Consider the following 24,134-nt stretch of genomic DNA (forward strand, 5'->3'; position numbering starts at 1 on the left):
GATCAAGGCTCCTGGCTCGCAGTGATCGGGGTGGGTAGCAGCAGTTGCTTAAGCTGGGCGATCAGCAGCTCCATGTCCTCGTCGAGCAGGGTGGCCATATTGAGCAGCACCTTCTGCTGGCGCACGGTGGCGATGACCGGCACCGGCAGTTCGCGCAGGGCATCGAGCAACTGCTGGGCCGGACGCGGGTCGGTGCACGCGAGCGCAGGGGCCGGGTAGAACTCGTCCGGCAAGGTGCCGCCGCCCACCACCAGCTGGGCGGGGACCGGCACAAAGCAGCCGGGCAGGGCGGCCATCAGCTGGGAGGCTCTCGCTTGCATGGCGGCCGGGTTGCTCAAAGTCCGTTGGGCGATGCCCTCGCCGAGGGGGGACTTGTTGAGCTTGTGGATGAGCAGACGTTCGAGCAGGGAGTGGATGATGCGGCTCGGGCGGAAGGTGCGCATCATGGGGTGTTTTTCCAACCGCTTGATAAGGTCCGCACGGCCGCTGATGATGCCGCACTGGGGCCCGCCCATCAGCTTGTCGCCGGAGTAGCAGACCAGATCCGCCCCCGCCTTGATGTACTGGCGCACCGAAGTTTCGTCCGGTGCAAACTCCTCGGTGGTCAAGCCCGAGCCCTGATCCACTGCCAGCACCACCTGCTCGGGCAGGGCGCTGGCCAGCTCGCCGATATCGGGGGATTCGGTAAAACCGCGAATGGCAAAATTGGATCTGTGCACCATCAGTACCAGCGCAGTCTGATCGGTGATGGCATCGAGGTAGTCTTTGGCGGTGGTGATATTGGTGGTGCCCACCTCCACCAGCTTGGCGCCGGAGAGGGCCAGAATGTCGGGGATGCGAAAGCCGCCGCCAATCTGGATCTGCTCGCCGCGCGAGACGATCACCTCGCGCCCCTTGGCCACCTCCTGCAGCAGCAAAAAGAGGGAGGCGGCGTTGTTGTTGACCACCAGCGAATCCTCGGCCTGGGTGAGGCAGGTAAGCAAAGTGGCGATCAGCCCCTTGCGCCCGCCGCGCTTGCCGGTGGCGAGATCCAGCTCCAGATTGTTGTAACCGGTGTTGAGGTCGCGCACCTCGTCCCACAGCTCGTGACTTAACGGCGAGCGTCCCAGATTTGTATGCACCAGGGTGCCGGTGGCGTTGATCACCCGGGTCTGACGCTGGCGCAGCAGCTGCTGGCAGCGTTTGGCTATCAGCGCCTCGATCTGCTCGGGGGCGACGCCGTGCTGGCGAAAATCTTCGCTCTGGCGCAGCTCGCTCAGGGTGTCGCGCACCGCCTGGGTCACCAGCGGGCGGCTCAGCGCCTCGATAAACCCTGCGAGAAAAGGTTGCTGCAGCAGCTGTTCCACTTGTGGCAAGCGACGCTGATTTGCTGGAATTGCGGCATAAGAGGCGCTGGGGGCGAGGGAGGATACGTCAGACGGAGTTGGCATGGGATGACCCGGGCTGTGCGTGGGAGTGACATGCACGCCGCCTTGCCGGGGAAGGCCGCTTCGACGCTGCTTGTTTGCTGCTGTCCACCATTCATGAATTAATAAAAAAGGCGAATGGATAAATTAATGTTCGAGCAGATAAATAAGGTGGTCGGAGCGCATTCAGATTATATTGGCAATGCGGCAGGCGCCTTGTTAGAACAATGTGTGAAACAGTCGTCAACCAGCCTGAAACATAATTGACGGTTTCTCTCCAATATATGAAATTTGGCGGAAGAGGCAGGAATCGAACCTGCCAAAGCCTTCTCGGCTCTCATCGGTTTTGAAGACCGAGGAGGCCACCAGACCCCATCAGCTTCCGCAGTGGCCACCATTTTGTGGCAAATTTCTGTGACTGGCAACGCTTTTTTTGTCATAAAAAATCGAGGGTTAGCGATTTTTTGAAAAATTCAAAGAACCTTGTTTTATATCAAGTTCAGCACAATTAGTCCGATGTTTTTAATTTAACATCGGGCCTCGATCACATTGCCGAAATCGTTGATCAATAACGGTCGTTAACAACTCTATAAATAATCACCGCTTGGCGTTGGCAATATTCCACTGATCCAGTTTCTCTATTAACAAGTCGGTATCTTTGGCGGCATCAAGGTGCTGATAAAGATAATCCATCGCCTCGCTCACCATCTCGGTCATCGGGAAGGAGAACGCTACGATGGCCGGTTGTACCCCGACAAAGATCACCTCGGGGACAAAGGTCTTGAGCTCGTCGATCAGGAAATTGAGCGGCATATTGTGGGTCGAGAAGATAAACATCTCGGCGATGGTCTCGGGGGGGATCACCTGCAGGGTACCCGCCTTCTCGCCGATCTCGGCGGCATCCACCAGCACTACCCGCTCAGGTTGCAGCTCCCGCACCTTGTAGACCACATTTTCCGGCGCGATGCCGCCGTCGATATGGATCCAGCCGGGCAGGGGGGCGGCCTGCAGCTTGTCGGCGAGATAGGGACCGGCACCGTCGTCCCCCATCATGGCATTGCCCACGGTCAACACGAGATTGCAGCCCATCAGCGGCTCCTTACCATCAGGTACATATGGGGGTCGTTAAAGAGGGCGGTGAGCTGATCCATAAAGGTGTTGGTCCAGCCCAGCTCCTGCTCATCGAGCACGTTGTCGGCTTTGCGCAGTCGGTCGAAGGCGCAGGCCAGCATATGGCAGTGCTCGCGATAGATGGTGATCTCGCCAAAGGTGAGAAACCCCTCCATCTTGCGGCGCGCCTCGCTCCCCTCTGGCAGCTTGGCTACCCAGTCGCGATAACCGGTCAGCGAGCAGACCAGGTCTGCTCGCAGGCAATCGACGATGCCGAGGTGGTGGCCGATGGCGAGGCTGTAGTACATCACCTCCTTGGCCTGCTCCATCTCCTTTGCCGGGGCGGGGGGCACGTCGAACTGCTCGTCCACGAACTTGCGCGACAGGCGATAGAAGAAAACCTCGTCAGCCATGCACCGCCTCTCCCTTGCCGGCTGCCCGGTTGAGGCAGGCGTTTGCGAGGTTGTTGACGATCTCCGCCAGGCGGGGATCGTCGTGCTGATCGAGGTAGCTCTGGATGCGCAGATCCACATCCTGCTGGGTCGCCCCTTCGAGCAGGGCCATGAACTCGTCGGCGATGATCCGCCCCTGCCGGTAACCGGCCATGCGGCGCGCTTCGCGCTCGATCATCACCCGAATTTCATTGGGGATGCCGGTGTGGCGCAGCTCGACCCGCTCACCCGGTTGCACCTCGTGGCTGGTGGCTTTGAGTTTCTGTTCCAGCAGACCGAGCGCCACGGCAAAGCCGTAGATGGTAGCTGCCGGTGTCGGAGGGCAGCCGGGAATATAGACATCCACCGGTACGATTTTGTCGGTGCCGCCCCAGACGCAATAGAGGTCGTGGAAGATGCCGCCGTCACAGCCGCAGGCGCCGTAGGCGATGCAGATCTTGGGATCGGGCGCCGCCTCGTAGGCGCGCAGGGCCGGTACCCGCATCGCCCGGGTCACCGCGCCGGTAAAGAGCAGGATGTCGGCGTGGCGGGGGGAGGCGACCACCTTGATACCGAAACGCTCGGCATCGAACAGCGGGGTGATGGTGGCGAAGATCTCGATCTCGCAGGCGTTGCAGCCGCCGCAATCGACCCGGTAGACATAGGCCGAGCGGCGAATGTCCTTGAGCAGGGTCTTCTTGAGTTTGGTGATCTCGGGATCCTGTGCCAGCGGCACGGCGCGGGTATGGGCATGGCCGACAACCGGTTCTATGCCTTTGATCTTGCTCATCACATCCACTCCTGTTGTGCGGCCATCGGTGTGGCTATCGGTGTGATCAGGGCCGAGTCAGGCTGGCTCAGCATGCTCTGTTTTCGTTTGCAGTCGGGGCAGTGGTGCAGCCGCTCTGGCGGCGCAAGCGGCTTGGCATCGAGAGTGAGCGGCGTGCCCGCCTGCTTGAGAGTGTCCTCCACCAGCGCCACCAGTTTGCTCGGGGCAAAGTAGGTGCCGCACAGGGTGCAGGGGGCCAGCGCGAAGCGGGCCTCCTCATAGAGATCGGCCTTGTTGGTCACCGCCAGCTCGAACTCGGGGGAGAGGGCGATGGCGCGGGTCGGGCAAACCTCCTCGCAGCGGCCGCAGAAGATGCAGCGCGCCATGGAGATCTCCCAGCGCCGTTCGCCGGTCTCCATGTCCACTTCCATCACCAGCGCGTTGGCCGGGCAGGCCTTGGTGCAGGCGGCGCAGGCGATGCACTGATCCGCCTGATATTTGGGTTTGCCGCGAAAATCCCGGTTCACATCAATAGGGGCGAAGGGGTACTTGGCGGTCGGGGTGCCAGCCTTGAGGATGGTCTTGAACAGCTTGATCATGATGACCCCTTATTTCAGCGGAGAGTTTTTGCGATCGATGCCGTAGCGCTCGATCTCCTTGTAGGAGACCACGGTGGATTTGCCCTTCCTGGGGTCGACCAGGGTGACCCGGTCGGTACAGGAGTAGCAGGGATCCAGACTGCCGATGATGAGCGGCGCATCCGCCACGGTATTGCCGCGCAGCATGTAGCGCAGGGCGGGCCAGTTGGCGTAGGTGGCGGCGCGGCAGCGCCAGCGGAACAGCTTCTGGTTATCCCCGGTCATGCTCCAGTGGACGTTCTCGCCGCGGGGCGCCTCGGTAAAGCCCAGCGCAAACTTGCCCGGCTGGTAGGTGAAGCCTTCGGTCAACAGCGGCCCCTGTGGCAGGTGCTCAAGGCCAAACTCAATCATGTCGAGGGAGTCGTAAAGCTCGTGGATCCGCACCAGCACCCGGGATTGCACATCGCAACCCGCCTTGGTCTGGATCTCCATCGGCAGCTCGCGGTAGCCGGCAAAGTCGTGGACCCGGCGCACGTCGCGCTTGAAGCCGCTCGCCCGCACCATGGGGCCGACGCAGCTGAAATCACGGGCAATCTGCGGCTCGAGCTTGCCGATACCGATGAGGCGAGAGGAGATGTTGGCGGTATCCAGCAGCATGGCCACCAAGGGTTTGAGCTCATCACGCAGTTCCCGCACCAGCTGGGCACCCTTGATGCGATCTTCCTTGAAGATGTCGCGGCGTACCCCGCCAATCAGGTTGAGACCATAGGTCTTGCGGGCGCCGGTCAGCAGCTCGGCCAGGGTCATGGATTTCTCCCGCACCCGGAAGAACTGCATGAAGCCGGTGTCGAAACCGGTGAAGTGGCTCGACAGGCCGATGTTGAGGATATGGCTGTGCAGGCGCTCCACCTCCAGCAGCACGGCGCGGATCATCTTGGCCCGCTCGGGCACCGGAATACCCATGGCGTTCTCCACCGAGGTGGTGTAGGCGACGCTGTGGGTAAAGCCGCAGATGCCGCAGACCCGGTCGGTCAGAAACGCCACTTCGTTGTAGCCCATGCGGGTTTCGGCCAGCTTCTCCATGCCGCGATGGACATAGAAGAGGCGGTAGTCGGCATCGATGATGTCTTCGCCATCGACGAACAGACGAAAGTGGCCCGGTTCGTCCGAGGTGATGTGCAGCGGGCCGACCGGCACGATGCGGTTGGCATCACTGCCGAGCTCGTTGACGAAGGGGTAGGTCTCGGTGTCGGTGGTGGGCATAGGGCGCTGGCGGTAATCCATGGCGTCCTTGCGCAGCGGATGGATATCCTCCGGCCAGTCATCCGGCAGCACCAGACGGCGTTCGTCCGGCAGGCCGATGGCGCGCAGGCCGTACATGTCGCGGATCTCCCGCTCGCCCCACACCGCCGCCGGAATGGTCGGTGTGATGGAGGGGTACTCCTGGGTATCGGCATCCACCAGCACCTTGACGGTGATCCAGCACTTGGTATCACCTTCCATGGAGAAGACGTGGTAGACGGCGAAGTGGCCGTTGAGGCTGCGCTCGTCATTGGCAAAGGAGAGCGGAAGCCAGCCCCCCAGCTGGTGGAAGATCAGGCTGGCGGTCTCGACCAGACTGGTGGGCTTGACGGTGATGGTGGCCTGATCGGCGGTTTGCCACTCCTCGTCGACGATGGCGTGGGGCAGTTGTGCTCGCACCTGCTGGATGTAGTCGCAGCCGATGCGATCCGAAATGGCGATGGTCATGCAGTTCTCACTTTAATGTTCGGGAATGAGCATTCACAAATGATGAAATCGGAAAAAGTTGCTGTGCTGGCGGGCATGGCTCAGACCCCGACCAGATAGGCGAGCAGCGCCAGCAGGGCCAGCCCCAACCCGTAGCGGGTGAGCTTGTGGGTGCGCACGAACTGGGTACGGGCCATGGCGTTTTCGATGATGCCGGCCAGCAAAAAGGCAACCAGCAGCTTGCAGGCGAGGATCAGCGCCGCGCCGATGAGCGCAGGCAGACTCCAGTTGGCCGCCTTGCCGAAGGGGAGGAAAATCACCAGAAAGAGCTGCACCACCACCAGTTGCTTGAGGCCGATGGAGAGCTTGAGCAGGGCCAGCCCCGCACCGGAATACTCGGTGAGCGGCCCTTCCTGCAGCTCCTGCTCGGCTTCGGCGCAGTCAAAGGGCAGCTTGCCCATCTCGACAAACACCGCGAAGGCGCAGGCGGCGCCGGCTAGCAGGGTGGCGATGGGCGCTGCCAGCGGCTGGGTTGCTACATAGCTGCTGATATTGCCCAGATCCGAGCTGCCCACCATCATCGCCATGATGAAGCAGGCGAGCACCAGAATGGGCTCCACCAGAATGCCGAGGGTCAGCTCGCGGCGGGCACCGATCCCTGCAAACATGCTGCCGCTGTCGAGCCCCGAGAGCGAAAAGAAGAAGCGGAAGATGGCGAACAGATAGATGTCGGTGATGAGATCCCCGGCGATGGGGAAGGGGGACTCGTGAGTCAGGGTCGGCAGCGCCATCCCTACCAGCAAGAGGGCGGCAATGAGCAGCGCAGGCATCAGGTTGAAGAGGATGCCGGCAGGCTCGGGGGTCACCTCCTGACGGCGCAGGAGCTTGGCGATATCCCGGTAATCCTGCAGCAGGCCCGGCCCTTGACGGGAGTGCATCTTGGCCCGCAGCACCCGGTTGAAACCGGTGGCGAGCGGCGCCAGCGCCAGCATGGCGATGGCCTGGGTCAGGGCGAGGGCAACCATGCCCCAGCTCGGCATTTCAAGAACAGGCATATCAGACTCCTACAGCCATCAGGATAAAGAGCGCCAGCACAACGCCATTTATTAAAGAGAGCAGCAGCTTGCCGGTGTTGCCGCTGGTATCGCTCACCCCGTGCAGGGCGCTGGCCAGATCGAGCTGCGGCTGCTTGCGATAGAGCGGCGCGCAGAGTTGGCGCAAGGTGTGGGTGACACCGCCAGAGGTGAGGCTCATGCGCTCCTCATAGGCGTAACCACAGGCCCACGGCGTGCCGGCGTGACGACGACCGAGTTTGGGCCCCTTGAAGATGGCCAATACCAGCAGCGGAATCAGGAACAGCCCCAGCAGGGTGATGGCAATAACGGGCGGGGAGAGGATCGCCTGGCTGCTGTCGAGTGGCAGCAGGGTGGCGCCAGTGGCCACGTTCAGTTGGCCGCTTACCAAGGCTTGGCCATAGCTGGCGATATGGGGGGCAATCCAGGGGGCGCCCAGACCCAGCACTAGACAGACGGCGGCCAGCAGCAGGGTCCCTGCCACCATGGCGCCCGGCACTTCGCGGGCGTGGCTCGCCTTCTCGCTGCGCGGTGCGCCGCAGAAGCAGATGCCATACACCTTGACGAAACACATCACCGCCATGGCGCCGGTCACCGCCAGCATCACTACCGCGAGCGGCGCGACGACGGAGGTGCCGAGTTTGGTCATGGAAAGGAGCGATTGATAGATAAACCACTCGCTGACAAAGCCGTTGAGCGGCGGCAGCGCCGAGATGGCCATGGCACCGATGAGGAACGCCAGTGCAGTCCAGGGCATCAGCTTGGCCAGCCCCCCCATCTTGTCCATGTCGCGGGTGTGCAGACGGAACATCACCGAGCCGGTGCCCATAAAGAGCAGGCTCTTGAAGATGGCGTGGTTGAGCAGGTGATAGAGCGCGCCGAGCAGCCCCAGCACCACCAGCGCCGGTTGCTGATTGGCGATGCCGATCATGCCGATGCCCATCCCCATCAGGATGATGCCGATGTTCTCCACCGTGTGGTAGGCGAGCAGCCGCTTGAGATCGTGCTCGGCCAGCGCAAACAGCACCCCGAGCACTGCCGAGCAGGCACCGAAGATCAGCACCACATAGCCCCACCAGAGCTGGCTGGCGCCGAGAAAATCGATGCTGACCCGCAAGATGCCAAACAGACCCAGCTTGACCATCACGCCGGACATCAGCGCCGAGATATGGGACGGCGCAACGGGCTCGGCCACCGGCAGCCAGCCGTGCAGCGGCACGAAACCGGCGCGCAGGCCAAAGCCGCAGAAGCTGAGCAGGAAAACCAGAGAGGCCAATCCGCCCGCCAGATGGTGCTCGCGCAGCGCGGCGAACTCAAGCGAGCCTGATTCGTGGCAGAGCAGCCAGAAGGCGACCAGTACCAGCGCCATGCCGATATGGTTCATCACCAAGTAGAGGCGGCTCTGTTTGGCGGCTTCCGGGTTGGTCTTGACCAGCCAGTAGGTGGTGAGGGTCACCAGCTCGTAGCAGAGCAAGAAACCGAGTGCGTTGTCGGCCAGCACCATGCCCACCATGGCGAACAGGAAGAGGTTCATCAGCGCGCCGATGGCCACATCCCCCTTGCCCTGATATTCGCGGATATAGGCAAAGGAGTAGAGGGCGACGGCGACGCCGACGGTGCTGATCACCAGCAGCATCAGCGCGGAGAGCATATCCAAATGGACTGAGCCCAGCAGCCAGAGCTGGCCGTCGACGGGGGTGCCTTGAGCAAAGATCTGGATGGCGGCGACCAGGCCCGCGAGCGAGCCCAGCAGGGCAAAGCCGCTGTTGAGACGGTTGGCCAGTGTGGGCAGTTTTTGCAGCAGCAGACCGGCGGCAGCGCCCAGCAAAAAGAGCAGGAGCGTGGCCATAACAAGGGGGGACAACATCAGCACGCTCCCTCTGTGGTGGATAGATCGGATGCAGGGAGCGCCGTGGCAGGCGCCGAGAAGGCAGAGGCCCCCTGCGGGTTGGTGTCGGCCGCTTGCTGGCGACGGATACGTGCGGCGCGTTCGGTGTCGCCGTCATTGACCAGCTTCAGTGCTTGGGAGGGGCAGGCATCGACACAGGCCGGGCCATCGGCGCGAAACTCGCACAGGTCGCACTTGATAGCGATGCTGCGCACCCCCGGCTCCCAGCTCAGCAGATCCTCGCCAAAGCAGCCGAGGCCGGCAGAGGTGGAGGGGTTGCTGGAGCGGATGGAGCTGGGAATATAGGTGTCGTAACTGGTGGCCATGGCCACCGGACGGCTGCCGCCGCTCTGGATGGCGCCAAACGGGCAGGCCACGGCGCAGAGGTTGCAGCCGATGCAGAGCGACTCGTTGAGTTGCACGCAATCGCCGGTCTGGCGAATTGCCTCGACCGGGCACACCTTGCTGCAGGGCGCATCGTCACAGTGACGGCACTGAACCGGCATGGTCGCCTGCTCGTGTCGCATAACGGTTAAACGGGGGGCTTGTTGCAAACCTTGCGCCTTGTGTACTTCACTGCAGGCAGCCATACAGGTGCCACAGCCGATACAAAGCTTGGGGTCAGCGATAACGAAGCGGTTCATAGCCTACCTTGTCGTGTCGCGAACGGAGAAAGTAGGGGAAGGTTGGCAAGATACGGGCCAGCTTGGTTTTGCCTGGCTGGATGAGTATAAGTGTTTGTTTTTAAATGACGTTAAGAATAGCGTCTATGAGTGTCGAGGGCTTTTCCCACTGTCGAAGCGTGACGTTCGTCACTTGTGACGAAGGGTAGGAGAGGGTTCGTCACCCGGAAAATGCAGCATGAGTAGGGTGCAAAGAACGAAGTGATTGCACCGTTTGCAGCATATGGTCGCGTAGGTTTGCTCCCTTCTCCCCTCGCGGGAGAAGGGCTGGGGAGGAGGGGGCGGTTATTGGGATTAATGGCAAAAAAAGAGGGAGGCTGATGCCTCCCTCTTTTTTTAGCGCAACTCATGCCATCAGATATCCACCTGGGATCCCAGCTCGATGACTCGGTTGGGCGGGATCTCGAACTGATCCGGCGCGCGCAGGGCGTTGCGCTGCAGCAGCATAAAGAGCTTGCCGCGCAGGTAGAGATACCAGGGACGCTCCTTCATGATCAGCGACTCGTGGGCCATGAAGAAGGAGGTCTCCATCATCCGGCAGCTCAGCCCCTCGGCGTTGCAGCGGTGGAAGATCTCCTCCACGTTGGGGGTCTCGCGCCAGCCGTAGCTTGCCACCACCCGCCAGAAGGTAGGGGAGAGCTGCTCGATGCAGACCCGGCGCACGTTGTGAACGTAGGGCACCTCTTCCACCCGCAGGGTGAGCAGGATGATCCGCTCGTGCAGCACCTTGTTGTGCTTGAGGTTGTGCAGCAGCGCATGGGGGATCACGTTGACCACCCGCGACATATAGACCGCAGTGCCGGCCACCCGGGTCGGCGGGGATTTTTCCAGCGAGGCGATCATCGGCTCCAGCGAGTTGCCGTGCTCGTTGAGGCGGCGAATAAGCTGAAAGCGCTCGCTCTTCCAGCTGGTCATCACGGTGAACATCACCGCCCCCAGGGTGAGCGGCAGCCAGCCGCCGGAGAAGATCTTGGCTAGGTTGGCGGCAAACAGCGGCACGTCGATAGCCAGCAGCGCGATAAACAGCGCAGCCACCAGGTACTTGTTCCAGTGCCAGCTGTGGCGTGCCACCGAGCAGGAGAGGATGGAGGTGAGCACCATGGTGCCGGTGACGGCGATGCCGTAGGCCGCCGCCAGGTTGCTGGAGTGCTCGAAGCTCATGATGACGATCACCACCGAGATATAGAGCATCCAGTTGATGACCGGAATATAGATCTGGCCGGACTCCTGCTCGGAGGTGTGCACGATGCGGATGGGTGAGAGATAACCGAGCCGCACCGCCTGCCGGGTGAGCGAGAAGACCCCGGAAATCACCGCCTGGGAGGCGATCACGGTCGCCAGGGTCGCCAAGAGCAGCAGCGGCAGCAGCGCCCATTTCGGTGCGAGCAGGAAGAAGGGGTTGGTGATGGCCTCGGGATGGGCCAGCAGCAGCGCTCCCTGGCCGAAGTAGTTGAGCACCAAGGAGGGCAACACCACCATAAACCAGGCGCGCCGGATCGGGCTTTTGCCAAAATGGCCCATGTCGGCGTAGAGCGCCTCTACCCCGGTGATGGCCAGCACCACGGCGCCGAGAGCAAAGAAGGAGGCGCTCTGGTACCTGGCAAAAAAGCGCAGCGCCCAGACGGGGTTGAGCGCCCCCAGCACCTCGGGGTGCTGGAAGATGCTGTTCAGACCCAGCACCGCCAGGGTGATGAACCAAGTGAGCATGATGGGGGCGAACAGCTTGCCCACGGTGGCGGTGCCGTGTTTCTGGATGGCGAACAGCAGGGTTAGCACCAGCACCGAGAGCGGCACTATATAGGGGTCCAGGGAGGGGGCGGCGATGTTCAAGCCCTCGATGGCCGACATCACCGACATGGCCGGGGTGATCACCACCTCGCCATAGAAGAAGCTGCCGCCAATGAGCCCCAGGATGATCAGCAAGGGGGTCCACTTGGCCGGGGTGTTGCGGGTGGCCAGCGACATCAGGGTGAGGATGCCCCCTTCGCCGGCGTTGTCGGCCCGCATCACGAAGGAGAGATACTTGACCGAGACCACCAGGATCAGCAGCCAGAAGATCAGTGAAAGAAAGCCCAGGATGGAGGCGGGCTCTACCCCGAAACCGAACTGGCCGGAGAGGCACTCGCGCAGGGTATAGAGCGGGCTGGTGCCGATGTCGCCATAGACCACGCCGATCGCCGCCAGCGTAACGCCGGACAGGGCTTGTTTGTGATTACCGTTCATGAAGTTGTCTGTCAGTTTGATGGTGACGATTGGCCAGCACGGGCCGCCCCCGTCTATCGGGCGTGCGGCAGGTGCCGCAGGAACGCATTAATGGATTGCGATGGGAAAGGGAGCTAACTGGATATAAAGAGGCTCATCATGGGACACAGTCTGTTCATCTGCCGTTAAGGGTATAATGACACACCCGTCGTGGGTTTATGCTCAGGTATAAATAATCAAAAAGGGGTGGCTAACGAAATTATTAATTGGCCACTGATTGAAATACCCCGCCCAGCCCCTGGCAAGTGATTGTTTTAGCTGGCTATCCATTTTTGCCAGCGTTTTGCATCAAGCTGGCTAAGAAATAAACGATAAAATGCTGACTAATAAAGAGAGGACTGAACGGTAAATAGTAAGTTGATTGGGATACCATGGAGTCTTACTTGTCGTTATCTATTGAAAATAGCCAGAAGGAGCTGTGACCGCTTTAAAGCGGTCACTTTTATAGGAAGATGTAGTAGAGGCGTTAATAATAACCAAGATTATTGATACGTAAAAAGCTTAATTATACTTATGACCCGTGTTCATCTTTTAAAAGATGACATTGAATTCACTCCTTGCGTGAAACTAACTTCGAGACTGAGTCAAATATATTTTTTACGCTGTCGAGAACCTTTTCTTGGCTTTCTGGTTCAATATGTTTTGATGTTGGGGATGAAAATATTACATTTGTTGCCCCAGTGACGATTTGGTCTCTAACTGATGGCTCACGAGTTAAATCACCATAATTTGGTAGTGAAGTCGCCACGGCAGCTTTATGAGCATATTCTTCTTCAAAGTCGCGCTCCTTTTTATATTGAGTAAAAGAAAATCCGAAGGCTGCGTAAAGTGGAATGAGGATGACGGACCTTATGATTACTGATAGCCATATTATTTCATTTTTAGTCCCAGATAGTGTCACCTCAGTGAGAGCATTACTAACTACAGAAGCAAACCCATAAGTTGCATAAATGCAATATATTCCTATAGATAATGCTATTACCCCCCATATGATACGACCTAATAATAGTATATCTTTTCGCGCTGTAAATGCTTGAGAAAGCGACCCAGCAACTGCAGGTGTTATTAACATTTTAACCTCGTCACGTAACTTTTCAACCTCAGTTCTTGTCGCAATGAGGCGATCTAATTCTGCTGAAAGACTAGCTGAAGTTTTTTCAAGATACGCACCACTTATAGACAAAAATGGGATGCCGAACATCCTAATGTGATATGCAAATGCATCTATGTATTGGGCGAAATTTTGGAAAGAATTTTGGTCGCGAGAGGAACGTAATTGAGCATACGAGTTATAAATGTTTTGAATTTGTCCTTCTAGAGTTGTGAATGCGTGCCATGTTAAGTCTCCCCACGCATCATTGGTATTCAGACCATCCAGAGTATCTAGCACGAAGTGCAGTGTCGTTTTAGTTTCCTCTAAGCTGAGACCATCAAAGTCAGAAAATTTCTGTGGGAATACATCAAATTCTCTTGGGTTAAGAGACAAGAATTGATTGTATAATTCTTTACAGCGAGTAAGGCGAGTTTCCTTTGACATATAAGACAGACTCCTTTCTGATGTGTGATACGGAATTTTAGATGGTTTTTAGATGGTTTTTAGATGGTTTTTAGATGAGGTGTTTTATCTGTTGTATGTTTTTCCATTGGTTGATAATTTATATAGAAAGTCACTATATGGTAGTCTTAATATAATTGTTCCTTTATTAACTACCGCCGCCATTGTTACTCCTCTGCATAGTAAGCTCACACCATTCATTTCTCTCTCACACATTGCATCGGCACTATCTATGAAGTGCATTTTATTCATTCTCAGCATTACGAGTGTTTTCCCCTCAGGGACTGCTCCCATGGGTTGAACTACAAATAATGTAATTTGAAAAAAAGCCAAAACAAGCAGAAATATGACTGACAATATGATCAGTTTTTTCATACATAGTCCTTGTAATTGTTAGATGACATGTCATTCATATTTTTATAGTTCAAAAATGCTAACTTAGAAGCTACTGGTAAATTTATTTTTTAGCGTGAAATGACTAAGACAAGATAATGAAAGTGAATTATTTTATGGCTGACGAATATGACTAACTACCTTATTATTGCTCTAGTCCCAAGTTTGCCGCTATTCACTGGTGCGGTTTGAACTATCCATCCCATGTATAGCGAGACCAATGGTGCTGGTTGCCATCTGGGGCATGCTATCTAGTTGAATCAGAAATAGAAGTGGGAGGTGTTGGAAACCAGATCCTGCTCAAAAAATGAGTCAATAGAGGGCTGCTTTGTTCTATTTTCCCTTGCGACAAATGATTTTTTAGGTAGTAGAACTAAGCGACTTCGCTGTTGAACTGCCCTCTTTTGAGTCTACCGATGTTGTCTTGTGCCCTATTGATGCCATTCAATGAACGTCTCATCGAGATGTCGACCTCGTCACTTTTGTCATGTCGAACAGGGGGCTGGCCCCTTCGTCACCCTCGTCAGTTACGGCAAATACCGCCTTTACCATCCAGATTACCCCTTTATTTTCATTGGCTTGTGATTTTATGACGGCTATCTTCCCGTGTTGGTCTGATAAATGCTTTGTGGGGGCAGACCGCGTTGTCGCCTGCCAGGTGGGTGAGGGCGGTCGGGTGTAACGAACCATTTAGGATCCCTCTCTATGAACAGCTTCGTGATTGCAGATCCCAGTCTCTGTATTGGGTGTCGTACCTGTGAGGTGGCCTGCGCCGTTTCACACCAGTCAGGGTCCTGCAGCGGGACCCTTGAGCGGGAGGGCGGCCTGCATCTTGCCATCGAGGATGGACATCTGGTCTCCAAGGACAGCCATTTTCAGCCGCGCCTGAAGGTGATCGTGGGCAGCAAGGTGACCACGCCGGTGCTCTGCCGCCAGTGTGAAGACAAGCCGTGCGCCATGGCCTGCCCGAACAATGCCATCGTCAGCGAGGATGGCTGCGTCAAGGTGTTGCAGGCGCGCTGCATCGGCTGCAAGTCCTGCGTGGTGGCCTGTCCTTACGGCGCCATGGCAGTGGTAGTGAAAGAGGTGGCCCCCACGGCCGATTCGCTCTTCAAGCGGCCGCAGACCAAGGCGCAGGCGCTCAAGTGCGATCTCTGCCAGCACCGCGAGGCGGGCCCGGCCTGTGTCGAGGTGTGCCCGACCCAGGCGCTGCGGCTGGTCACGCCGGCCCACCTTGACACCCTGAACCGGCAGAAGCAGCTGGCCAGTGCCGAGGCCCTGCTGGCGATGCCGGCGCGGGTGTGAGCGGGCTTGCCGAGCCGTTTTTTCGTTAACAAACAAGAGTGTGAGTCATGAAAAAAGTCATTACCGTGTGCCCCTATTGCGGCACCGGTTGCAAAATCAACCTGCTGGTTGAAAACGACAAGGTGGTGGGGGCCGAAGGCGCCAACGGCCGGACCAACGAGGGGCAGCTCTGCCTCAAGGGTTATTACGGTTGGGATTTCTTGAACGACACCAACCTGCTGACCCCCCGTCTCAAGAGCCCGATGATCCGCCGCGAGCGCGGTGGCAAGCTCGAAGCCGTCTCCTGGGACGAAGCCATCGAGTTCGCCAGCAGTCGCCTCTCTGCCATCAAGGCGAAATATGGCCCGGACGCCATCATGACCACCGGCTCTGCCCGTGGCCCCGGCAATGAAGCCAACTATGTGATGCAGAAATTTGCCCGCGCCGTGCTTGGGACGAACAACGTCGATCACTGCGCGAGGGTGTGACACGCACCCTCAGTCTCCGGTCTGGAGACAACGGTAGGCAACGGCGCCATGAGCAGCGCCATTCCCGAAATTCAAGAGACCAAGTGCCTGCTGGTGTTTGGTTACAACGCTGCTGACTCTCACCCCATCGTCGCTCGCCATATCCTCAAGGCGAAGGCAAACGGGGCCAAGGTGATTGTGTGTGATCCCCGCATGGTGGAGACCGCCCGCATCGCCGATCAGTGGCTGCCGCTCAAAAACGGTTCCAACATGGCGCTGGTCAACGCCTTCGCCAACGTGTTGATCGATGAAGGGCTCTACAACAAGGCGTTCGTCGCCAACTACACCGAAGGGTTCGACACCTTCAAGGCCACGGTGGCCAAGTACACCCCGGAATACGTGGAGGGGATCACCGGCCTCAAGGCCGCCGATATCCGCGCCGCCATTCGCACCTATGCCGCATCGCCTGCTTCCATGATCCTGTGGGGCATGGGGGTGACCCAGTACGGTCAGGCGGTGGACGTGGTCAAGGGGCTCGCGGGTATTGCGCTTTTGACCGGCAACTTCGGTCGCCGTGGCACCGGCTGCGGGCCGGTACGCGGGCAGAACAACGTGCAGGGCACCTGCGACATGGGGATGCTGCCGCACCAGTTCCCAGGTTATCAGTCGGTGAGCGATCCTGCCATCAGTGCCAAGTTTGCCAAGGCGTGGGGCGTGGAGTCGCTTTCCCAGAAACCCGGCTATCGGCTGACCGAGCTTGGCCACAAGGTGGAGGAGGGCAAGTGCAAGGCCTTCTACATCTTCGGGGAAGATCCGGCCCAGACCGAGGCCGATCTCGGTCAGTTCCGCCGTACCCTGGCGGGGATGGAGCTGGTGATCGTGCAGGATATCTTCATGACCCAGACGGCCGAGATGGCCGACGTCATTCTGCCCGCCACCAGCTGGGGTGAGCACGAGGGGGTCTACAGCTCGGCGGATCGCGGCTTCCAGCGCTTCTACAAGGCGGTGACGCCGCCGGACAACGTGAAGCCGGACTGGGCCATCTTCTCGCTGATGGCGACCGCCATGGGGTATCCCATGGAGTATCGCGACACCCAGCAGATTTGGGACGAGCTGCGCGGACTCTGCCCGCTCTACGCCGGGGTCAGCTATGACAAAATGGCCGATCTCAAGAGCGTGCAGTGGCCCTGTCCGACCGAGGATCACCCGGGCACCAGCACCCTGTTCGAGGGGAATGTGTTCACCACCCCGAGCGGCAAGGGCCAGCTGATTGCCTCCGAGTGGCGGCCGCCGCTGGAGCAGCCCTGTGCGGAGTACCCGCTGGTGCTCTCCACCGTGCGCGAAGTCGGCCACTACTCCTGCCGCTCCATGACCGGCAACTGCTCGGCGCTGCAAACCCTGGCCGATGAGCCTGGCTATGTGCAGATCCACCCGAGCGATGCCAAGAAGCTGGGGGTGAAGGATCAGGCGCTGGTCTGGATCTCGTCGCGCCGCGGCAAGGTGATCACCCGGGCCAACTACAACGAGCGGGTCAACGCCGGGGTGGTCTACATGACCTACCAGTGGTGGATCGGGGCCTGCAACGAGCTCACCATCGAGCACGTGGACCCCGTCTCCTACACGCCGGAGTACAAGTACTGCGCAGTGAAAATTGAGCGTATCGAGGATCAGCCGGGGGCGGAAGTGTACGTCCAGACTGAATACAGCGCGCTCAAGGCGAAATTGCGCAGCGCCGCCAAAGGGTAATCGTCGTTAATAAAGTGGATCCAGGCTCTGTATACAGGGCCCGGATCCGCTCATCCTTTTTTCAGCTGGCAGGTGTCCATCATGAAAAATGAATTAAATCTTTCGTTCGGGATCTTTTATGTCTCCGCTTATTTGCTGGTGATGTTGTTAGGGATTGGGTGTTTTCTATGGCACGACGAATTGATATTTCTGCTGGGGTTTGCCTTCTTCGGCTGTTTTATCGCCGCGCGCATCGCCATGAGCGCCGTGCTGGCGGCATTGAGCGTGCAGGCGGCCTGGCTCATCGCTTTTCTCTCCACCACCCTGGTCAACTGCTTGCTGGCGGGCGTGCTGGGGCTCGGGGTCTATCTCACCCATCGGGTGGTGTCGGTGGAAATAGCTGACAATATCAGTGGGTTATTGCTGGGGCTTCAGCTCTTTTCGGCCGCCTTCATCTTCGGCGGGCTGAAGCTGCACAACTACCGGCTGCTCTCCTCATGAGCCTGCGACAGCGTCAACAGGGGCAGAGGATGGGCCAGTTGGCGGCGATATGCGGCGAATGACGGCGATAGTGACGCCATATTTGGGCGTGGCGGGAAATATCCGCTGACGGAGCTGTAATATGTGCCAGGGCCGGCTTGGTTGTAATGGGGATGGGGCTAACTTATTATGCCAACCATCCTGCGATAATCTGCGCGATGCTATTTCGCTGCATGTTAGTTTTTATAATTAAGCGTTAAGTTTTTAAAAATTAATTATAACATCTGACTGCGATGGCTGATGCATTGTTTACCGTTGTTGCCGTGCTGCAATTGGCCGGCAAGGGTACCCATCTAGATGTAATGCGAGGCCTGAATGCTGAATGTGAGTGCCATTCCGTTGACCGACATCTCACCCATCTGGGATGACGGCTTTCTCTCCCTCTCCAAGAACCTGCTCTCCGCCGTCACCCTGGATGACTTCATCCACAAGCTGAACCGGATCCAGCCCTGCTTTCGCCAGGTGGATCGGGTCAACCTCATCCTCAACCTGGGGACGGGGGAGGAGGCGGTCTTCTACTACCTGGGGGAGCAGGGGCCGGCGCACCTCATCTGTCGCAAGGCCGATCTCCATTTTTCCCGCGAGCAGGCCATCGTGCTGCCGGCAAGCCGCTTTCGCCACCGCTGCGAACAGCTGGCGAGCACCCCTGTCTATGACGGCTTGCACTCCTATTGTCAGTTGCCCATCACCACCGCCCGCAGCCATCTGGGCGGGGTGGAGTTTATCAGCCGCGAGGCCAATGCCTTCCCGATGGAGATCCTGGCCAAGTTGACCCAGCTGGCGGCCATCGTCGCCATTGCGCTGGAGAACGTGCTGGACAAGGAGCGCACCCTGGAGCAGGCAAACTCCCTGCGCCTTGAGCGCGACAGCTGCAAGATCCTGGTGGACGTGACCAACGCGGTGATCAAACTGGTGCGCATCGCCGAGCTGCCCCAGAGCCTGTTCACCATACTTCACCACCACGTTGGCATCAGCAGCCTGTGCCTGGCCGAGTACAACGCCACCTCCGACAGCTTCAAGAGTTACCTGGTCAATCAGCAGCAGCGCGAACAGCCCGGCATCATCAACCATTCGTGTTTTGAGAAGAACTGTTTGCAGGGGGCGCTCGGTCACAGCGAGCCCTTCTTCCTCTATCGCGAGCAGGGCCACGGCTGCCAGTCGAGCTGCCGTTTCACCTCCCAGATCCTGCCCCCCGATGCCGACAGCTCCTGCATCCTGCCGCTGCGCTATCGGGGCAACCTGCTGGGTGTGTTGATCCTCTCCCACCCCGAGGCGGATTTCTTCGCCGACCTCGATATCTCGCTGCTCGAACAAGTGGCGGCGCGCACGGCGATTGCCATGAACAACGTGCAGGCGCAGCAGGAGATCTCCAACACCACCGGCCCCAGGGAGAAGACCCTTCGGGTCGACGGACCCGCGCCGCAGGGGGACTTTGCCAACATCATCTACCAGAGCGCCGTGATGGAGAAGGTGCTGGAGAAGGTGAAGCTGGTGGCCCAGAGCGACTGCACCGTGCTCATTCTGGGAGAGACCGGCACCGGCAAGGAGCTGATCGCCCAGGCCATTCACGCCCTGAGTGCCCGCCATGATCACGAAATGGTCAAGGTGAACTGCGCCGCCATTCCCACCGGCCTTATCGAGAGCGATCTGTTCGGCCACGAGAAGGGGGCCTTCACCGGGGCGCTGACCCAGCGCATCGGCCGCTTCGAGCGGGCCCACAAGGGCACCCTGTTCCTCGACGAGGTGGGGGACATGCCGCTCGATCTGCAGCCCAAACTGTTGCGGGTCTTGCAGGAGCACGAGCTGGAGCGGGTGGGCAACAGCAACCCCATCGCCATCGACGTGCGGCTGGTAGCGGCCACCAACTGCGATCTGCTCTCCATGGTCAAGAACAAGCGCTTTAGAAGCGACCTCTATTACCGCCTCAACGTCTTTCCCATCGAGCTGCCGCCCCTGCGCGAGCGGCGTGAGGATATTCCGCTCCTGGTCAACTTCTTCATCAAGAAGATCGCCAAGCGGATGCGCCGCACCATCACCTCCATCCCGGCCGACGCCATGAAGATGCTGGTGTCGCTCCCCTGGTACGGCAACATCCGTGAGCTGGAGAACATCATCGAGCGGGCGGTGGTGATGACCCGCGGCCACGTGCTCAACCTCTCGCCGGACGAGCTGCTGCCCCTCAAGGGCTTTCACAAGATAGAGACCCTGGTCTATGACGAGCCGGCCCGGGAGCTGTTCCGTGAGCCGCTGCCCACCTTGCCGCAGGGTGACGAGGCACAGGGGGAGGATGAGCGGGTCAGCATCATCCGGGCGCTGAAGGCGTGCAACGGCATCGTTGCCGGCGAGCGGGGCGCGGCTCAGCGCCTGGGCATGAAGCGCACCACCTTGCTGTCGAAAATGAAACGGCTCGGGATCTCGGCCAAAGATCCCCGCACCCTCAACTAAGGGGCCACCAGATGTTGCTTGAACTCGACCCCGATACCCCGCAGGCGCTCAGCGCCCATCGCGAGGTGGTCCATTACCATCAGCGCGGCGTCACCACCGACAGCGCCATGCAGCTGCCCTGCGAAACCCCGGTGGCGCTGGTCTACAACGGCATCGCCCACAGCGTGATGATGTGCTCGGCCGCCGATCTCGAGGATTTCGCCATCGGCTTCTCGCTCTCCGAGGGGATCATCGACAGCCTGCTCGATATCCACGACATCGAGCAGCAGCGCGCCTGCCGCGGCATCGAGCTGCACATCACCCTGGCCAATCGCTGCATTCATCGCCTGAAAGAGAAGCGGCGCACCCTGGCCGGGCGCACCGGCTGCGGCATCTGCGGCAGCGAGAGCCTGGAGCAGGTGGTGCGCGCCCAGCCAAGGCTGCCCGACAGCCAACGCTTTGCGGTGGGTCATATCGACAAGGTGCTGGCGGCACTGCGCCCGCTCCAGCTGCTGGGGCAGAGCACGGGGGCGACCCATGCCGCCGTGCACGTGGACGGCGAGGGCAACATCCTCGCCATTCGCGAGGACGTGGGGCGCCATATCGCGCTGGACAAGCTGGTGGGGCACCTGCAGCGCAGTGGCCGGCGCGACGGCGCCATCCTGGTGACCAGCCGCGCCAGCTTCGAGATGGTGCAAAAGTGCGCCAGCGCCGGGGTGGAGATCCTGCTCGCCATCTCGGCTGCCACCGAGCTCGCGGTGGAGCGGGCCGAGCAGACCGGGCTCACCCTGGTGGGCTTTTGCCGCCCGGGGCGGGCCGAGATCTACAGCGGCCGCCAGCGCATCCTGCTGGCGAGCGCGGCATCATCCTCCGTTTCGGCAGAGGGCTGAGGGCACAAGGCCATTGGCGCTCGGGGTCGGCTCGGGTATAGTCCTGCGCCAACAAGATAGGCTCGGTCGCGCTCCTTGCCCGTCAGGGCACCGCGGCCGACACAGCGTCAAAGGATACCAAGCCCATGAAATTCAGCCCGCTGCTGGATGAGATGATGAAAGCCCTGCAGGTGCTGCCGGGTGTCGGCCCCAAGTCGGCCCAGCGCATGGCATTTACCCTGCTCGAGCGTGAGCGCAGCGGCGGCCTGCGGCTGGCCCAGCTGCTCTCTCGCGCCCTCACCGAAATTGGCCACTGCAGCCACTGCCGTACCTTCACCGAGAACGAGCGCTGCGAGATCTGCGCCAATCCCAAGCGCGAAGAGAACGGCCTGCTGTGCGTGGTGGAGAGCCCGGCGGACGTGGCCGCCATCGAGCAGACCGGCCAGTTCTCCGGCCGCTACTTCGTGCTGATGGGCCACCTCTCGCCGCTGGACGGCATTGGCCCGGAGGAGCTGGGGCTGGAGATCCTGGAGCGACGCTTGAAAGACGAGGCGATCAGCGAGCTTATTCTGGCCACCAACCCCACCATCGAGGGGGATGCCACCGCCTGGTACATCGCCGACATGGCCCGCGCCGCCGGCGTCAAGGTGAGCCGGATTGCCCACGGGGTGCCGGTGGGCGGCGAGCTGGAGCTGGTGGACGGCACCACGCTCTCTCACTCCCTGATGGGGCGCCAGCCCCTCAACTGAGCCAGCGTCAGTCCCTCAACTGAGTCAGCGCCAGCCCCTCAACTGAGTCAGCCTCTGTTCTTCAACAGGCCCTGCGTCGCGACTCAGCCTGCGATACCAGAACCCGCCTCGGCGGGTTTTTTGTTTGCGCAGGATGGGGCCCTAGCCTCGATTGGCGCAAAAATCGCCATTCGCACCGTTCGTTGTATTTGTCCCCTTGAAATGGCGATCACCGGCCCCATCTTGGATCGGGAATATGTTCAACCCGAATCGCCTGAGGATAGTGTCGATGACCCAAAGCGTTCATGCCGAAACCCACGGGTTTCAGACTGAAGTCAAACAACTGCTGAGCCTGATGGCCCACAGCCTCTATTCCAACAAAGAAGTATTCCTGCGCGAGCTGATCTCCAACGCCTCCGATGCGGCGGACAAGCTGCGCTTCAAGGCGCTTTCCGATGCCTCTTTGTTCGAAAACGACGGCCAGTTGCGCGTTCGCCTGGTGGTTGATAAAGAAAAACGGACCCTGACCATCTCCGATAACGGGATCGGTATGACCCGGGATCAGGTGATCGAGCACCTGGGCACCATCGCGAAATCCGGCACCGCCGAGTTCTTCAAGAACCTCTCCGGTGATCAGGGCCGCGACTCCCAGCTGATCGGTCAGTTCGGGGTGGGCTTCTACTCCGCCTTCATCGTCGCCGACAAGGTGACCGTGGTCTCCCGCGCCGCCGGTACCGAACCGGGCCAGGGCGTGCAGTGGGAATCGGAAGGGGAAGGCTCTTTCACCGTGGCCGACGTGACCAAAGCCGGTCGCGGTACCGACGTCATCCTGCACCTGCGTGCCGAAGAGGACGAGTTCCTCGACGACTGGCGCCTGCGCTCCGTGGTCAGCAAATATTCCGACCACATCAGCGTGCCGGTGGAGATGTTCAAAGAGGGGACCCCGGATCGGGAAGAAGACGGTGAAACCATCGTCGGCACCCCGGGCGAGTGGGAACAGGTCAACCGCGCCACTGCGCTGTGGACCCGCAACCCGAAGGACATCAAGGACGAGGAGTATCAGGAGTTCTACAAGCACGTCGCCCACGACTTCGAAGATCCGCTCTTGTGGGGTCACAACCGGGTGGAAGGGGCGCAGGAGTACACCAGCCTGCTCTACGTGCCGGCCCGCGCACCGTTCGATCTCTACAACCGTGAGCAGAAGCACGGCCTGAAGCTCTACGTACAGCGCGTCTTCATCATGGACGACGCCGAGCAGTTCATGCCGACCTACCTGCGTTTCGTCAAAGGGGTGCTGGACTCCAACGATCTGCCGCTCAACGTCAGCCGCGAGATCCTGCAAGACAACAAGGTGACCGTCTCCCTGCGCAAGGCCTGCTCCAAGCGTGTCTTGACCATGCTGGCCAAGCTGGCCAAGGACGATGCCGAGAAGTACGCCAAGTTCTGGAGCGAGTTCGGCAATGTGCTCAAAGAGGGCCCGGCCGAGGATTACGCCAACCGCGAAGAGATCGCCAAGCTCCTGCGCTTTGCCAGCACTGCCGGCGAGGGCGAAGCCCAGACCGTGTCCCTTGAGGATTATGTTGGCCGCATGAAGGAAGGGCAGCAGAAGATTTACTACATCACCGCCGACTCCTACGCTGCCGCCAAAAACAGCCCGCACCTCGAGATCTTCCGCAAGAAGGGCGTCGAAGTGCTGCTGATGTGGGAGCGGGTGGACGAGTGGCTGATGAGCCACCTGACCGAGTTCGACGGCAAGCAGCTGGTCTCCGTCACCCGTGGCGAGCTGGATCTCGGCGATCTGGAAGACGAAGCCTCCAAGCAGGCACAGGAAGAGGCCGAGAAGGCCAACGCCGGTCTGGTGGAGCGGGTCAAGCAGAGCCTGGGCGAGGCGGTAAAAGAGGTGCGCGTCACCCACCGTCTGACCGACTCGCCGTCTTGCATCGTCACCGATGCCCACGGCATGAGCACCCAGATGATCAAGCTGATGCGCGCCGCCGGTCAGCCGGTGCCGGAGCAGAAGTACATTCTGGAACTGAACCCCGACCACGCCCTGGTGAAGAAACTCGACACCATCCAGGACGAGGCACTGTTCGGCGAGTGGGTCACCCTGTTGCACGAACAGGCTCAGCTGGCCGAGCAGGGCGGGCTCAATGATCCGGCGAGCTTCGTCTCCCGTATCAACCGTCTGTTACTCCAGGCATGATGTTTGGGCCCACTGCGT

General features: G+C 59.7%; 19 protein-coding genes and 1 tRNA gene. 7 read left to right on the forward strand and 13 right to left on the reverse strand.

What is annotated here, in order from left to right; genetic code table 11:
- Positions 1–2: 2 nt before the first annotated feature.
- From selA to AB5Y94_RS20700, 13 genes are all read right to left on the reverse strand, one after another.
- Entirely contained in the window at positions 3–1,430 is a 1,428-nt protein-coding gene (selA, locus tag AB5Y94_RS20640; RefSeq protein WP_368206465.1) for an L-seryl-tRNA(Sec) selenium transferase, read from the reverse strand.
- 268 nt (positions 1,431–1,698) lie between these two features.
- Positions 1,699–1,790: transfer RNA gene (locus tag AB5Y94_RS20645), tRNA-Sec, on the reverse strand.
- A 213-nt stretch (positions 1,791–2,003) separates the two neighbouring features.
- Positions 2,004–2,495, reverse strand: coding sequence for a hydrogenase maturation peptidase HycI (hycI, locus tag AB5Y94_RS20650; RefSeq protein ID WP_236342327.1), 492 nt, complete (start codon positions 2,493–2,495; stop codon positions 2,004–2,006).
- Positions 2,495–2,929, reverse strand: a complete 435-nt coding sequence (locus AB5Y94_RS20655; protein WP_017765848.1) for a formate hydrogenlyase maturation HycH family protein — start codon at positions 2,927–2,929, stop codon at positions 2,495–2,497. Before AB5Y94_RS20655 ends, hycI begins: the two co-directional genes overlap by 1 nt.
- Complete coding sequence (locus tag AB5Y94_RS20660; RefSeq protein ID WP_005301886.1) at positions 2,922–3,737, reverse strand: NADH-quinone oxidoreductase subunit B family protein; 816 nt, start codon at positions 3,735–3,737, stop codon at positions 2,922–2,924. The genes AB5Y94_RS20655 and AB5Y94_RS20660 overlap by 8 nt, the downstream gene beginning before the upstream one ends.
- Entirely contained in the window at positions 3,737–4,315 is a 579-nt protein-coding gene (locus AB5Y94_RS20665) for a formate hydrogenlyase complex iron-sulfur subunit (protein ID WP_368206466.1), read from the reverse strand. Before AB5Y94_RS20665 ends, AB5Y94_RS20660 begins: the two co-directional genes overlap by 1 nt.
- 9 nt (positions 4,316–4,324) lie before the next feature.
- Positions 4,325–6,043 carry an NADH-quinone oxidoreductase subunit C gene (locus AB5Y94_RS20670; RefSeq protein WP_368206467.1) on the reverse strand — a complete coding sequence of 573 codons (1,719 nt, stop codon included), beginning with the start codon at positions 6,041–6,043 and terminating at the stop codon, positions 4,325–4,327.
- Positions 6,044–6,123: 80 nt separating this feature from the next.
- Positions 6,124–7,077 (reverse strand): respiratory chain complex I subunit 1 family protein, encoded by a 954-nt coding sequence (locus AB5Y94_RS20675; RefSeq protein ID WP_368206468.1) that lies wholly within the window; start codon positions 7,075–7,077, stop codon positions 6,124–6,126.
- Position 7,078: 1 nt separating this feature from the next.
- Positions 7,079–8,962 (reverse strand): hydrogenase 4 subunit B, encoded by a 1,884-nt coding sequence (gene hyfB / locus AB5Y94_RS20680; RefSeq protein ID WP_368206469.1) that lies wholly within the window; start codon positions 8,960–8,962, stop codon positions 7,079–7,081.
- On the reverse strand, positions 8,962–9,627 hold the full coding sequence (locus AB5Y94_RS20685; protein WP_139399370.1) for a 4Fe-4S dicluster domain-containing protein: 666 nt from the start codon (positions 9,625–9,627) through the stop codon (positions 8,962–8,964). Before AB5Y94_RS20685 ends, hyfB begins: the two co-directional genes overlap by 1 nt.
- Before the next feature lie 393 nt (positions 9,628–10,020).
- Positions 10,021–11,889 carry a low affinity potassium transporter Kup gene (gene kup, locus AB5Y94_RS20690; RefSeq protein WP_139399380.1) on the reverse strand — a complete coding sequence of 623 codons (1,869 nt, stop codon included), beginning with the start codon at positions 11,887–11,889 and terminating at the stop codon, positions 10,021–10,023.
- Between the two features lie 589 nt (positions 11,890–12,478).
- Complete coding sequence (locus AB5Y94_RS20695; protein ID WP_147323352.1) at positions 12,479–13,465, reverse strand: hypothetical protein; 987 nt, start codon at positions 13,463–13,465, stop codon at positions 12,479–12,481.
- Positions 13,466–13,549: 84 nt separating this feature from the next.
- The gene (locus AB5Y94_RS20700; RefSeq protein WP_081013214.1) at positions 13,550–13,858 is read right to left on the reverse strand and encodes a hypothetical protein; all 309 of its coding nucleotides are present in this window, start codon (positions 13,856–13,858) and stop codon (positions 13,550–13,552) included.
- Positions 13,859–14,581: 723 nt separating this feature from the next.
- On the opposite strand from AB5Y94_RS20700, the gene AB5Y94_RS20705 reads away from it, so the two are divergent.
- The 7 genes from AB5Y94_RS20705 (at position 14,582) to htpG (ending at position 24,116) form a co-directional block, all read left to right on the forward strand.
- Positions 14,582–15,181: a 4Fe-4S dicluster domain-containing protein gene (locus AB5Y94_RS20705; protein WP_017781341.1), complete on the forward strand. Its 600-nt coding sequence runs from the start codon at positions 14,582–14,584 to the stop codon at positions 15,179–15,181.
- Positions 15,182–15,228: 47 nt separating this feature from the next.
- Positions 15,229–17,373, forward strand: coding sequence for a formate dehydrogenase subunit alpha (gene fdhF, locus AB5Y94_RS20710; protein ID WP_368206470.1), 2,145 nt, complete (start codon positions 15,229–15,231; stop codon positions 17,371–17,373).
- An 81-nt stretch (positions 17,374–17,454) separates the two neighbouring features.
- Positions 17,455–17,853 carry a hypothetical protein gene (locus AB5Y94_RS20715; protein WP_005301849.1) on the forward strand — a complete coding sequence of 133 codons (399 nt, stop codon included), beginning with the start codon at positions 17,455–17,457 and terminating at the stop codon, positions 17,851–17,853.
- Between the two features lie 354 nt (positions 17,854–18,207).
- Positions 18,208–20,337 (forward strand): sigma 54-interacting transcriptional regulator, encoded by a 2,130-nt coding sequence (locus AB5Y94_RS20720; RefSeq protein ID WP_368206471.1) that lies wholly within the window; start codon positions 18,208–18,210, stop codon positions 20,335–20,337.
- Positions 20,338–20,348: 11 nt separating this feature from the next.
- Positions 20,349–21,206: a formate dehydrogenase accessory sulfurtransferase FdhD gene (gene fdhD / locus AB5Y94_RS20725; RefSeq protein ID WP_368206472.1), complete on the forward strand. Its 858-nt coding sequence runs from the start codon at positions 20,349–20,351 to the stop codon at positions 21,204–21,206.
- 125 nt (positions 21,207–21,331) lie between these two features.
- Complete coding sequence (gene recR / locus AB5Y94_RS20730; RefSeq protein WP_010633741.1) at positions 21,332–21,934, forward strand: recombination mediator RecR; 603 nt, start codon at positions 21,332–21,334, stop codon at positions 21,932–21,934.
- A gap of 268 nt (positions 21,935–22,202) precedes the next feature.
- Positions 22,203–24,116: a molecular chaperone HtpG gene (htpG, locus tag AB5Y94_RS20735; RefSeq protein WP_065018062.1), complete on the forward strand. Its 1,914-nt coding sequence runs from the start codon at positions 22,203–22,205 to the stop codon at positions 24,114–24,116.
- Positions 24,117–24,134 lie beyond the last annotated feature (18 nt).

It is taken from the genome of Aeromonas sp. s5 (genome assembly GCF_040907865.1).
Taxonomy (GTDB): domain Bacteria; phylum Pseudomonadota; class Gammaproteobacteria; order Enterobacterales; family Aeromonadaceae; genus Aeromonas; species Aeromonas dhakensis.

Excerpts from the sequence above, each read along its gene's own strand:
- selA (WP_368206465.1), bottom strand. The coding sequence starts at position 1,430 with ATGCCAACTCCGTCTGACGTATCCTCCCTCGCCCCCAGCGCCTCTTAT.
- hycI (WP_236342327.1), bottom strand. The coding sequence starts at position 2,495 with ATGGGCTGCAATCTCGTGTTGACCGTGGGCAATGCCATGATGGGGGAC.
- AB5Y94_RS20655 (WP_017765848.1), bottom strand. The coding sequence starts at position 2,929 with ATGGCTGACGAGGTTTTCTTCTATCGCCTGTCGCGCAAGTTCGTGGAC.
- AB5Y94_RS20660 (WP_005301886.1), bottom strand. The coding sequence starts at position 3,737 with ATGAGCAAGATCAAAGGCATAGAACCGGTTGTCGGCCATGCCCATACC.
- AB5Y94_RS20665 (WP_368206466.1), bottom strand. The coding sequence starts at position 4,315 with ATGATCAAGCTGTTCAAGACCATCCTCAAGGCTGGCACCCCGACCGCC.
- AB5Y94_RS20670 (WP_368206467.1), bottom strand. The coding sequence starts at position 6,043 with ATGACCATCGCCATTTCGGATCGCATCGGCTGCGACTACATCCAGCAG.
- AB5Y94_RS20675 (WP_368206468.1), bottom strand. The coding sequence starts at position 7,077 with ATGCCTGTTCTTGAAATGCCGAGCTGGGGCATGGTTGCCCTCGCCCTG.
- hyfB (WP_368206469.1), bottom strand. The coding sequence starts at position 8,962 with ATGTTGTCCCCCCTTGTTATGGCCACGCTCCTGCTCTTTTTGCTGGGC.
- AB5Y94_RS20685 (WP_139399370.1), bottom strand. The coding sequence starts at position 9,627 with ATGAACCGCTTCGTTATCGCTGACCCCAAGCTTTGTATCGGCTGTGGC.
- kup (WP_139399380.1), bottom strand. The coding sequence starts at position 11,889 with ATGAACGGTAATCACAAACAAGCCCTGTCCGGCGTTACGCTGGCGGCG.
- AB5Y94_RS20695 (WP_147323352.1), bottom strand. The coding sequence starts at position 13,465 with ATGTCAAAGGAAACTCGCCTTACTCGCTGTAAAGAATTATACAATCAA.
- AB5Y94_RS20700 (WP_081013214.1), bottom strand. The coding sequence starts at position 13,858 with ATGAAAAAACTGATCATATTGTCAGTCATATTTCTGCTTGTTTTGGCT.
- AB5Y94_RS20705 (WP_017781341.1), top strand. The coding sequence starts at position 14,582 with ATGAACAGCTTCGTGATTGCAGATCCCAGTCTCTGTATTGGGTGTCGT.
- AB5Y94_RS20715 (WP_005301849.1), top strand. The coding sequence starts at position 17,455 with ATGAAAAATGAATTAAATCTTTCGTTCGGGATCTTTTATGTCTCCGCT.
- AB5Y94_RS20720 (WP_368206471.1), top strand. The coding sequence starts at position 18,208 with ATGCTGAATGTGAGTGCCATTCCGTTGACCGACATCTCACCCATCTGG.
- fdhD (WP_368206472.1), top strand. The coding sequence starts at position 20,349 with ATGTTGCTTGAACTCGACCCCGATACCCCGCAGGCGCTCAGCGCCCAT.
- recR (WP_010633741.1), top strand. The coding sequence starts at position 21,332 with ATGAAATTCAGCCCGCTGCTGGATGAGATGATGAAAGCCCTGCAGGTG.
- htpG (WP_065018062.1), top strand. The coding sequence starts at position 22,203 with ATGACCCAAAGCGTTCATGCCGAAACCCACGGGTTTCAGACTGAAGTC.